This is a genomic window from Zooshikella harenae, from assembly GCF_018837975.1.
GTDB classification, from domain to species: Bacteria; Pseudomonadota; Gammaproteobacteria; order Pseudomonadales; family Zooshikellaceae; genus Zooshikella; species Zooshikella harenae.
On sequence record NZ_JAGSOY010000059.1, the window covers coordinates 18,322 to 28,392 of the forward strand.

At 40.8% G+C, this 10,071-nt stretch carries 8 protein-coding genes; 6 read left to right on the forward strand and 2 right to left on the reverse strand.

Going from position 1 to position 10,071, the window contains the following annotated elements:
- The first annotated feature begins 475 nt into the window (after positions 1 to 475).
- Genes KCG35_RS18515 through KCG35_RS18525 form a run of 3 tightly spaced genes read left to right on the forward strand, consistent with a single transcriptional unit; the run spans position 476 to position 4,504 of the window.
- On the forward strand, positions 476 to 1,396 hold the full coding sequence (locus tag KCG35_RS18515; protein ID WP_215821294.1) for an AAA family ATPase: 921 nt from the start codon (positions 476 to 478) through the stop codon (positions 1,394 to 1,396).
- Positions 1,396 to 2,382: a DUF58 domain-containing protein gene (locus KCG35_RS18520; RefSeq protein WP_215821295.1), complete on the forward strand. Its 987-nt coding sequence runs from the start codon at positions 1,396 to 1,398 to the stop codon at positions 2,380 to 2,382. The genes KCG35_RS18515 and KCG35_RS18520 overlap by 1 nt, the downstream gene beginning before the upstream one ends.
- On the forward strand, positions 2,375 to 4,504 hold the full coding sequence (locus KCG35_RS18525; protein ID WP_215821297.1) for a transglutaminase TgpA family protein: 2,130 nt from the start codon (positions 2,375 to 2,377) through the stop codon (positions 4,502 to 4,504). Before KCG35_RS18520 ends, KCG35_RS18525 begins: the two co-directional genes overlap by 8 nt.
- 91 nt (positions 4,505 to 4,595) lie before the next feature.
- Here KCG35_RS18525 and nhaD read toward each other — a convergent pair whose 3' ends face one another.
- Complete coding sequence (nhaD, locus tag KCG35_RS18530; RefSeq protein WP_215821299.1) at positions 4,596 to 5,999, reverse strand: sodium:proton antiporter NhaD; 1,404 nt, start codon at positions 5,997 to 5,999, stop codon at positions 4,596 to 4,598.
- A gap of 254 nt (positions 6,000 to 6,253) precedes the next feature.
- Here nhaD and KCG35_RS18535 point away from each other — a divergent pair, with 254 nt between their 5' ends.
- From KCG35_RS18535 to KCG35_RS18545, 3 genes are all read left to right on the forward strand, one after another.
- Positions 6,254 to 6,847, forward strand: a complete 594-nt coding sequence (locus KCG35_RS18535) for a LemA family protein (protein WP_215821301.1) — start codon at positions 6,254 to 6,256, stop codon at positions 6,845 to 6,847.
- A 36-nt stretch (positions 6,848 to 6,883) separates the two neighbouring features.
- Positions 6,884 to 8,836, forward strand: coding sequence for a M48 family metallopeptidase (locus tag KCG35_RS18540; protein WP_215821303.1), 1,953 nt, complete (start codon positions 6,884 to 6,886; stop codon positions 8,834 to 8,836).
- A 174-nt stretch (positions 8,837 to 9,010) separates the two neighbouring features.
- Positions 9,011 to 9,376 (forward strand): SH3 domain-containing protein, encoded by a 366-nt coding sequence (locus KCG35_RS18545; RefSeq protein ID WP_215821305.1) that lies wholly within the window; start codon positions 9,011 to 9,013, stop codon positions 9,374 to 9,376.
- 111 nt (positions 9,377 to 9,487) lie between these two features.
- Here KCG35_RS18545 and KCG35_RS18550 read toward each other — a convergent pair.
- Positions 9,488 to 10,071, reverse strand: a 584-nt coding sequence (locus KCG35_RS18550; protein ID WP_215821307.1) for a C-type lectin domain-containing protein, incomplete at its 5' end; no start/stop codon positions are given.

Genomic DNA, 10,071 nt, shown 5'->3' on the forward strand with positions numbered 1-10,071 from the left:
TTTAAACAGTGCTATAAAACTTATGTGTTCCAAACTTTGGGTATAAGAATTAATTTATCACTTTTATTAGAGGTCATGATAATGAAAAAAATCAGTGTAACAGTAAAAAATCATGGGTAAAATAATTAAAATAATACGTATTTCTTGTTTTTAGTGAGTGTTATGTCTTATTTGTTGGGCTAGCTACACAAAAACTAAGGGAATTGTTGTTAATCAACTAGGGTATTTAAACAAAGAATATAAAAGAAGCACCTATAAACAGGTATGACGGGTAGCAGATGCTCAGAAAACGCTCAAAGTGAGTCAAATGACGTGTTCTGTAAAGATGCTGTCTGAAGCTCGCAAACGAATAGGCTATTCACTACTCTAAAAAAAGCTACATTAACCATAATGACCTAAAGACTAAGGTCAGCATGACTAAGTTTTAACCACTTACTAAGATAGTACAAAGCCAGTACTGATATAAGGGAGCATAATGCAGCAAAAACTGGATGCCTGTGTATCATCTGTTCAACATGCTTTGGCAGGCAAGCAGCATGAAATAAAGCTCGCTCTTTGTTGTTTACTTAGCCAGGGACATTTGTTGATTGAAGACTTGCCTGGAATGGGCAAGACAACATTAGCCCATGCCTTGGCCAGAGTCTTAGGGTTGACCTATAACCGAGTTCAGTTCACCAGTGACTTGTTACCGGCGGATATTTTAGGCGTATCCATCTATACCAAAGAGACTCAACAGTTTACTTTTCATCCAGGACCTATCTTTTCACATATTGTACTAGCAGATGAAATTAACCGAGCGACACCCAAAAGCCAAAGTGCACTATTGGAAGCCATGGAAGAACGCCAGGTATCTGTTGAAGGCGAAACCAGACCCTTGCCTGAGCCATTTTTTGTCATAGCCACGCAAAACCCGTTTTCTCAGGCGGGTACATTTCCTTTGCCAGAGTCACAGTTAGACCGTTTCTTGATGCGTATATCCTTAGGTTACCCTGATCCAGAAGCAGAGCGTCAGGTATTATTAGGCCTTTCAGGCCGGGTTAAGCTTGATACTATTTCTCCGGTATTGACTCAGGATGAACTTAAGGCGTTTCAGCTACAGGTCATTCAGGTAAAAACTGCTGCTGCGGTCTTAAATTACTTACAGAGAATACTGGCCTATACCCGTAATCAAGAGGACTTTGCTTATGGATTATCGCCTCGAGCAGGTTTGGCATTATTGCGTGCAGCACAAGCGTGGGGGTTGATGCATGGTAGAAAGCATGTGTTACCAGAAGATATACAAGCCATATTGCCTTCGGTAACACAGCATCGTTTGCGGGAACCTAATGATCATTTAGGATCAACGGGGGCTGCACTGAGTCAACGATTACTGACAGCTGTGGATGTGGTTGTGTAATGCGTACGTTGATTAAAAACTATTTTGGCCGTTGGCTTGATCAGCGGATTCCGCCCAGTACGACTATTTTTTTGAATCAAAAGCGTATATTTATTTTACCAACAAGAACGGGCTATTTTTTTATTTTAATTGGACTGGCCGTATTTTTTGCTGCAGTAAATTATGAAAATAGCATGAGTTTTATGGTCGCTTTTTTTTTAGCTAGTTTATTTTTAGTCTGTATTTTACATACTTATGCTAATTTGGCGGGATTAGAAATTACCGCTTTATATGCGTCAAAAGTGCATGTGGGGGATGATGTCGGTTTTACCATTCAGTTGCAGGATATTGTGGGTAAACCACATGAATCTATAAGACTTTTTTGGCAGCCTTATCAGGTTTCAACTGTATCGTTAATCGCGCATGAAAAAAAATCGGTTTCTGTTTTTTTATTAGCTTCTCAGCGTGGTTATTTTCGGCCTGGTCGGTTATGTATTGAAACCCATTATCCATTAGGGCTGTTAAGGGCCTGGACATGGGTTGACCTGAATAGTCAGGCATTGATTTATCCTAAGCCTATCGCCTGCCCATTACCTGCATGTCATATAGCTTCCAGTGAAGGTGATACGTTAGCCAAAGAGGGGGTTGAGGACTTTACAGGGCTCCGATCTTACCAGCCAGGTGATGGTTTACGCCATATTGCCTGGAAACACTTTTGGAAGTCAGATGATTTACTCACTAAACAGTTTAGTGCTTACACTGATATGCGGTTATGGCTTGATTGGGAACAGTTTGCAGGTGCTTCGATAGAGGAGCGATTAAGTTTTTTGTGTTACTGGTGTTTGCAGTGTGAACAACATCAGCGGGATTATGGACTGAGAATACCAAACATTACCCTTGAGCCTGCCCGTGGTCCCCAGCATTTAGCGCGTTGTTTAACAGCGCTGGCCTTATTTGGTGTGAATCAGCCGGGGATAACACCTGGTAAAGGGACAGACAATGTTTAGGCAAAAATCTAAGCCCTCAAGTCAATCAGGTAAAACCCATAATCAACGTACTATTGCTGTCGCATCAATACCGCGCACCAGTTTAATTTGGTTATTTACCACCCAAGCTTTGGTGTTATTGCCCCACTTACTGCGTATACCTTATTGGGTAGGCATTTTGGCCGTTGTTTGTGGGTGTTGGCGTATTATGATTTTTAATGGGCGCTGGTCTTACCCTGCTCGTTGGTTGAAAGCGCTGTTGGTGATTGGGGCGGTGACAGGGACATTTTTAAATTATGGAACAATTGTGGGTCTAGAGGCTGGTGTCGTTCTTTTATTATGTACTTTTCTGCTTAAATTATTGGAAATGAAAAACCAGCGAGATGCTTATCTTGTGGTGTTTTTAAGTTACTTCGTGATCGTCACCCAGCTGTTGTATTCTCAAGCAATTCCTTCTGCGGCTTATACATTTTTTACGCTCGTTGTTATTACCTCGGCATTGGTAGGGCTTCACCAGCAACAGGGAACGTTAGAGCTCAAAAAAACATTGCGTAAAGGTGCTGTAATGATGCTGCAAGCGGTGCCATTAATGGTGCTCTTGTTTATTTTTATTCCCCGTTTAGGTCCCATTTGGTCTGTAGAATTGCCCAGTCAAAAAGCCCGAAGTGGGGTGAGTGACCAGATGACGCCAGGAGATATAGCAGAGTTGAGTAAATCCGATGCGCTTGCGTTTAGGGCCACATTTACGGACACAATTCCACCACAGAATCAATTATATTGGCGTGGAATTGTACTGTCTGAACTGATGGGGCGAACCTGGCGACAAGCGAGTCGTGAGTTAACATTAGCGGGTCGGACGGGACAGGATTTAAAGCTTTCTGGGAACCCACTGATTACTTGGAGAGATCAATTTCAACGTTGGCCAAATGCAGTAAAAAAGCAGGGGCAGGCACTTAATTACACTGTTATTTTAGAGCCTACACAGCAAAACTGGCTTTATGCATTGGCGGTACCTCAAATAAGCAATGTTGATATTGGTGTAACACGTGATTTTACATTAATTGCTCGTGAGCCAGTTCGATTACGTCAGCAATATAAGGTACGCTCTTATCCTTCTTCTTTGGTCGATGTTGAGTTACCTCATTGGTTGCGACGACAAAATGTGCAGTTATCTGCATTTGGTAATCCAAAAACACGTACATTTGCACAACAACTGTGGGATGATGTTGAACAGAAACCACAATTATATATTGACCGAATTTTACAATATTTTAATCGTCAACCATTTTATTATACGTTAAAGCCACCTACCTTAGGCTTTAACTCTGTTGATGAGTTTTTATTTACGAGTCGACGTGGATTTTGTGCTCATTATGCCAGTACCTTTGTTTATTTGATGCGCATAGCAGGAATTCCTGCACGGGTTATTGCGGGTTATCAAGGGGGAGAACGTAATACAACCAATAACTATGTTCAGGTAAGGCAGTTTGATGCGCATGCATGGGCTGAGGTGTGGTTGGAAGATAAAGGGTGGGTACGTGTAGACCCAACCGCTTCAGTTGCTCCAGAGCGTATTCAAGATGGTCTTGAGGCAGCGCTTGCAGAAGAGGGAAGCTTTTTAGAGGATACTCCGTTGTCACCAATACGATTTAAGCATATTGGTTGGATCAACCGTTTGCGTCTTGAATGGGATATGCTGGAATATCGATGGCAACGCTTTGTGCTTAATTATAACCAAGACCAGCAAATGGAATTTTTCAATCAACTATTTGGCACTTTTTCCTGGTATAAATTGGCACTGGCATTAGGTGGCGGACTTGGCGCTATTATTATTATGTTGGGTGTATGGATTATTTTTCGTCGTCAACCTATTAAGTATGACCCCGCAACGAGACTGTATTTAAAGTTTTGTCAGTGGGGGAGAAAGCAGGGTTGTCAGCGTTTAACTGGAGAAACCCCCATACACTATTTGCAGAGGTTGCAGCAGCACGTGCCGTATTATAGTGCTTGGGCACAACGAGTTACTGACAATTTTGTTACATTGCAGTATAACCCTGATTTTGAAGAGGGAGAATCTTTATATCAAAAAGAACTGGTGCTTTTAAAAAAGTTAGTAAGACATCCAGTTAAATCCCCCCGCTAGTTGCATTAAAAAAAACTGTCTTAAGTTACATTATTCTTATATTTTGTTAGCTTAGCTAGAGGCCTGGTTGATTGGCCTCTAGCTCATAGCATTATCCATTAATTAATAGGTGCACCCAAATACTAGCGATATAACCCAGTGCAATGGCTGGCGTCCATTTTAAGTGGCTGAAAAATGTATATTGGCCTCGTGCTTGCCCCATAAGAGCAACACCAGCCGCGGAGCCAATTGATAATAAACTGCCACCAACGCCAGCGGTTAGGGTGACTAACAGCCACTGAACATGGGGCATATCTGGGTTCATGGTAAGTACAGCAAACATCACTGGAATATTATCAACGACGGCAGATAAAATGCCAACTAAGGTATTGGCGGTAGTTGCACCAAGATCACCATAAATTACGTTTGAGGCTAGGCCTAAATAGCCGATAAAACCCAATCCTCCCACTGATAAAATAACACCATAGAAAAAGAATAATGTATCCCATTCGGATTGTGCTATTTTGTCAAAAATATCGAACTCCCCAGTATGGTGACCACCTGGAACATCGGTATGGTCTTTTTGGGAGTGGCCTTTACGTCTGAGGAAAAAACCAAATAGTTTAAGGTAGGCAAGTCCCATCATCATTCCGAATACGGGCGGAAGGTCTAAAAAGTGATGGAAGCAGATAGCAGTAATAACGGTTAATAAAAAAAGCCCTACAATAGTTAAACCACCAAATTTAATAGCTATAATTTTTTCGCCATCATGCATGACGGGTCGACCACTAGGTAAAGCAAAATGCATTAAGCTGGCCGGAATAATAAAATTAATCACTGAGGGGATAAATAGATGAAAAAATTCAGTAAAATCAACCACACCTTTTTGCCAAACCATTAGGGTGGTGATATCGCCAAAAGGACTAAATGCACCACCTGCATTTGCACCAACTACAATATTTATACAACTTAGGGCAATAAATTTAGGTTTATCTTTTCCTACAGCAAGAACAACAGCACACATTATTAAGGCAGTAGTAAGGTTATCTGCGATAGGGGAAATGATGAAAGCTAGACAGCCAGTTAGCCAGAATAGTGTACGATAGGTGTAGCCTTTTTTGACAAGCCAGCTTCTTAAGGCATCAAAAACTCCGCGCTCAAGCATGGAGTTTATATATGTCATGGCTACTAATAAGAAGAAAAATAACTCAGTGTATTCGAGAAAGTTATGTTTAATTCCTTCCTTTACTAAATCAGGAGATCCCTCAATGTTGTAGATAGCGGCTATTAAAATCCATATTAACCCGGCTGCCAACAATACTGGCTTAGATTTTCGCATGTGAATTTTTTCTTCAAGAATTACGAATATATAAGCCAGCCCAAAGATAATAAGTGCGGTAATACCTACCCAATGTTTAGTAAGGTCTAACATATCTGACGCATTAGCTTGGCTCCATGCGGGCATGCTAAAGGTTGATAAATACAGGCAAAAGAAGCCCGTTAGGGTTATTTTCATAGTTTGTATCCCCTTTTTTTGGCGTTCCTAATGGCTCACTTATAATTTTGTGCCAGGATTATACTACTTGGTCAGAACTCATGGAATGACTTTTCAAGTATATGATAGTTTTTTTGTAGTTGTTTGTTTGTCAAACAGAGACTACATACTTCCTGAAAGTTTTTTAACTAAGCTCGTGATACCTTACACAATGTAAGCTATTGGCTATAGTTAAGGCTAATAACCGTTTGCCAGTAAACAGTAAGGGGCATACCGTGGATATTTCAACAATAATAATACTCGTGATAGTCATTGGTGTTGTTGTTTATGTAATTAGCATTTATAACAACCTGGTGAGTAAACGAAATACTTATAAGAATGCATTTGCGCAAATAGAAGTGCAGCTTAAACGTCGATATGACTTGATACCTAACCTGATTGAAACGGCTAAGGGTTATATGCAGCATGAGCAGCAAACGTTAACCAAAGTGATTGAAGCAAGAAATGCTGCTGCGAATATGTTGAAAGACTTAGCGCAACACTTAACCCCTGATCAGGTACGCAAGTTTAGCGAAGCAGAACAAACACTGGGCAGTGCTATGGGGCAGTTTAATGTCGTGGTGGAAAATTACCCAGATTTAAAAGCAAATCAAAATATGATGCAATTTGCTGAAGAATTAACCAGTACTGAAAATAAAGTAGCACGAGCAAGACAGTTTTATAACGATGCTGTAACGGATTATAATAATTTTCGACAGTCATTCCCGCCTACTTTCTTTGCTAATATGTTTGGTCACACTCAGGATGCTGGTTTGTTGGAGTTTGAAGACTCTGCAGCGATTCAACAAGCCCCCAAAGTATCTTTTTAGACACTTTTATTGTCATTAGTGAGAGAGTATTTGTTTGTGAACTTTTTTCAGTGGCAGCGTGATGCAAAACGTAAAACACAGCGTTTGTTGCTGCTGATGTGTATGACAATTATTTTATTATCTGTAGGTATTTATTTACTGATTTTTTTACTGTTTTGGCTAACGGCGGATACCCATTTATCGCATGTGCAAGGGGGAATCCCTTGGTTTTTTTCTTGGGAATTTTATCTAATTTGTTTGGTCGGTGTTACCGTGGTAATTGGCTCGGGGAGTTTGATTAAGCTACATAAACTGGCTGCGGGTGGTTTTACTGTGGCTGAATCTGTAGGAGGACGACTGATTGAGCCTACCACTGAGGATTTTTACGAGAAACGTTTGTTAAATGTTGTTGAAGAAATGGCCATTGCTTCTGGATGCGGTGTACCTGAAGTCTATTTACTTGATAATGAGAGCAGTATCAATGCATTTGCCGCAGGTTATGAGTTAGATGATGCGGTTATTGGTGTAACCAAAGGTTGTATTCATAACCTCACGCGTGATGAGTTAGAAGGTGTGATTGCTCATGAGTTTAGCCATATTATTCATGGTGATATGCGTCTTAACATACGGCTGATTGGGATCGTCTTTGGTATTACCATGATTTCTCAGTTTGGTGAACATTTGTTGTATGCCAGAAATGATCGCAATCGCTCATGGCTGTTAGGTGGAGGATTATTGCTATTAGGCTTTCTGGGCATGATGGCTGCCAGTTGGATTAAATCATCCATTTGTCGAACCCGTGAGTACCTTGCCGATGCTTCAGCGCTGCAATATACCCGTAATCCTGATGGTATTACTCAGGCTTTGAAGCGTATTGGGGGGAGTCAGGTGGGCACATTATTAAGTGCGGAACGTGCTACAGAAGTCACCCATATGACTTTTGGTCGTTGTACATCTCGATTTGCCGCTGAGATGTTTGCTTCACATCCTCCTCTAGAAGATAGAATTCGGAAATTAGAACCCAAATGGGATGGAAATTTTTTAAGTCCATTAAAAACCATTACGGATCAACCACAATCTGGAGCATCACCTACGGAACAGTCTTTGACACTAAGTGATACTGTTATAATGGCTGTTTCAAAGCAGCCATCCCCATCAATAGATAAACACCCTCATACTAAACAGACTGTCATGCAGGTTGGTGTGATTAAACATGACCACATCACATATGCAAGAGCATTATTGAACTCGTTGCCTAAGCCTGTGACGATGGCTATTCATGATTTTCAACAAGTTCATTTGGTGATGATGGCCCTGTTGTTTACTCATGATGAAGATGAGCAAATTAAACAGTTAGCCTTGGTTGCACAAGCCTATGGAGATAATACAACCGCTGTGGCAGTCCAACAAATGGCCTCACACCTGATCAATTATTCATCTCAAGATTTGTTAGCACTGTTGGAAATAGCAAAACCTGTATTAAAATCAATGTCACTCAAGCAGCGTACACAACTCAATGGTTGTTTATTTGCGTTAGCCAAAGCGGATGGAAAGTTATGCTTATTTGAATGGGCACTATTAGCCATGGTTAAACACTATGATAATAAGTGGTCAGAGACTTATCGGGCGGGCAGTATAAAAAAATCATTAGATCTCCCTAGCGTTGCAGACGATGTTCAAATTATTATTGCTGCATTATGTCAGGTTTCACACATGCCAAAGTCTCAGCAATTGACATGTTTTGCTGCGGCAATGCAACAGTTGTCGATAAAAGCTGACTTTCCTGCAACACTATCATTTGGACGTCTACATAAAGCATTACAAAAGTGTATGCAACTTAAAATGGAAGACAAGGAGGTTTTGATTAAAACATGCAGTGATTGTGTTATGTTTGATCAATCAGTTGTCTTAAAAGAAGTGCAATTGATGCGTGTGATTGCTGTGATACTCGAATGTCCTATTCCTCCTGTAATCTTCTTACATGAGTCTGTGAAAGAGCTTCAACTATAAAAGGGTTAAGTTTATACAAGCTTGCTTCTGTGAGGTTTTAAAGTGCAGACTATTTGGTTTCGTTGTAAGCTAGCCTCTTAGTGACTTAGTTCTTGGTTCATCTAAATGATACCCTGATAGAAAGGCATCATTTAGGTTATGCAATGTAGCGATTAAATTGAAAATGAGGGGTTGATGTTAAAAAAAGTACTGATCACAATAGGCTTGTGTTGTTGTGTATTGAATGCCTGGGCTGAAGCTGATGGTCCTGATTTTTGGAAAGTACATGATGTTGCAGCCGATGATCGTTTGAATATACGTCAGCAACCTAGTTGGCAATCAAGTAAGTTGGGGGCTATTCCACCTAATGAGCAATGTTTACCCAATATTAAGTGCACTGGTGGTCTGACCTTTGAGGAAGCCACAACACTCTCTGAAACAGAGAAAGAAACATTACGCAAACAGCGTCCCCGGTGGTGTAAAATTCGCTATCAAAACATAACAGGGTGGGTTGCAGCTAAGTACTTAAGGGAAAGTTCAAGTGATCACTGTTATCAGTGAAAGTTGTAGCTTTTAGAAAATAGAATTAGGAAAGAGGCTCTCAGTTACTCGTTACGCCATAAGGAATAAACAGGTAGTTGTTTAACTGAGAGCATGCTTATAGAAAACCAGTTAGCGTTTGTTACGAAGTGCAGATAAACCTAACAAGCCAAGGCCAAATAATGCGATTGTTGCAGGTACAGGAATTGGGTCTGGCAGAGGTGTAGTAGCACTATATTCAACAAAATAACCAAGCCTACTCGTACCTGGTAAGTCATTCCATGTACCGCTGGACAGTTCAAGAAAATCTTCTCCACCAAGATTATTAGGCTCACTTGGACCCCAACTTGCAAAGGCGGAAGTTGGGCCTCCCAACCAAAACTGGGTGCCTGCCTCAGGGCCATCCATCCAGCGCCAATCACCTTCAACAGCCATATCAGAACCACCTAACCAACCCGTACCCGAAGTTGCTACAAGCGTAGTCAAAAAAGTATTTTCTGCAGCAGTTGTAACGGTAGCTAGATAGCCTGGTAGTGTTAAATGGCTCATACTGAGGGCTGCGGTGCGTGCAGCAGTCCAAATTAACGGCGTGCTAATATATTCATAGTAATGACCTGTAGTAGGAAAGAAAACAGGCACTGCCGAAGCAGAATTAATAGTTAAAATTGATGCAGTAAGCGCACTAATTTTTAATAATTTTTTCATGTTATATTCCG